Source organism: Aromatoleum anaerobium, from assembly GCF_012910705.2.
Taxonomy (GTDB): domain Bacteria; phylum Pseudomonadota; class Gammaproteobacteria; order Burkholderiales; family Rhodocyclaceae; genus Aromatoleum; species Aromatoleum anaerobium.
The window spans coordinates 1-957 of record NZ_WTVG02000019.1 but is presented as its reverse complement, the minus strand read 5'-3'; the positions used below and the strand labels follow the sequence as shown (position 1 = coordinate 957).

1 protein-coding gene is annotated in these 957 nt (G+C 71.2%); it reads right to left on the bottom strand.

Features of this window, described 5'->3' with window-relative positions:
- Nucleotides 1–957 (bottom strand): Calx-beta domain-containing protein (locus tag GO606_RS00725; protein WP_246979252.1); only part of this gene is annotated, 957 nt, incomplete at both ends.

Below are 957 nucleotides of genomic sequence, written 5' to 3'. Positions count from 1 at the left end.
AACTGCGCGTTGTCGAGTTCGGTGAGTCGCAGGACGAAAGTTTCGGTGGGTTCGGCCAAGGCGTCGTCGAGGATGGGGACGGCGACGGTGGTGCTGGTCTGGCCGGGGGCGAGGCTGAAGCTGCCCGACAGTGGGGTGAAATCCGCCCCGGCGGTGGCGGTGCCGGGCTGCACAGCGAACTGGCCGCTGACGGCGACGGTGGAGGGGCTCGACAGGTTCAGCGTGAACACCGCGGCGGTGCCGCCCACGACCTCCTGCACCTGGAGGTCGGCGACGGTGAGGATCGGCAGGCCGTCGACGGGGGCGGGCGAGTCGTTGTCGAGGATCGTGCCGGTGGCATCGAGCTGCGCGACGCCGCCGGCGAGGGCGGCGTTTTGCGGCGCGCTCAGGCGCAGCGTGAAAGTTTCGTCGGGCTCCTTGATGATGTCGCCGAGGGTCGCGACCGCGATCGCCGCGCTGGTCTGGCCGGGGGCGAAGGTGAGGGTCCCGCTCGTGGCCCGGTAGTCGCTGTCCGTGGTGGCGCTGCCGTCGACGGTGGTGTAGTTCACTCGCACCGGCTCGGTCGAGGGGGCGGACAGAGTGACTACGAACTCCATGGTCGGGCCGAACCCGCCGTTCGACTCCTGCACCTCGGCGGGCGCGATGCTGATCACCGGCTCGGCGCTGGCACCGGCATCGTCGTCGAGGATCGTCGCCCTGCCTTCGGCCCCGGCACCGCCAGCGCCGAAGGGCGCCCCCTGCGGCGCGGAGAGCACCAGCGAGAAGGTCTCGCTGGCCTCCACCGCACCGTCGCCGAACACCGGCACGTGCACTGCCGCCACCGTCTGCCCGGCAAGGAAGGCCAGCGTGCCGCTCACCGGCGCGAAGTCCGTGCCCGAACTGGCGCTGGCCGGTGCGGTAGTGTAGTTGACCGTCACCGCCTGATCGACCGGGCGCGACAGGCGCACCTCGAACACT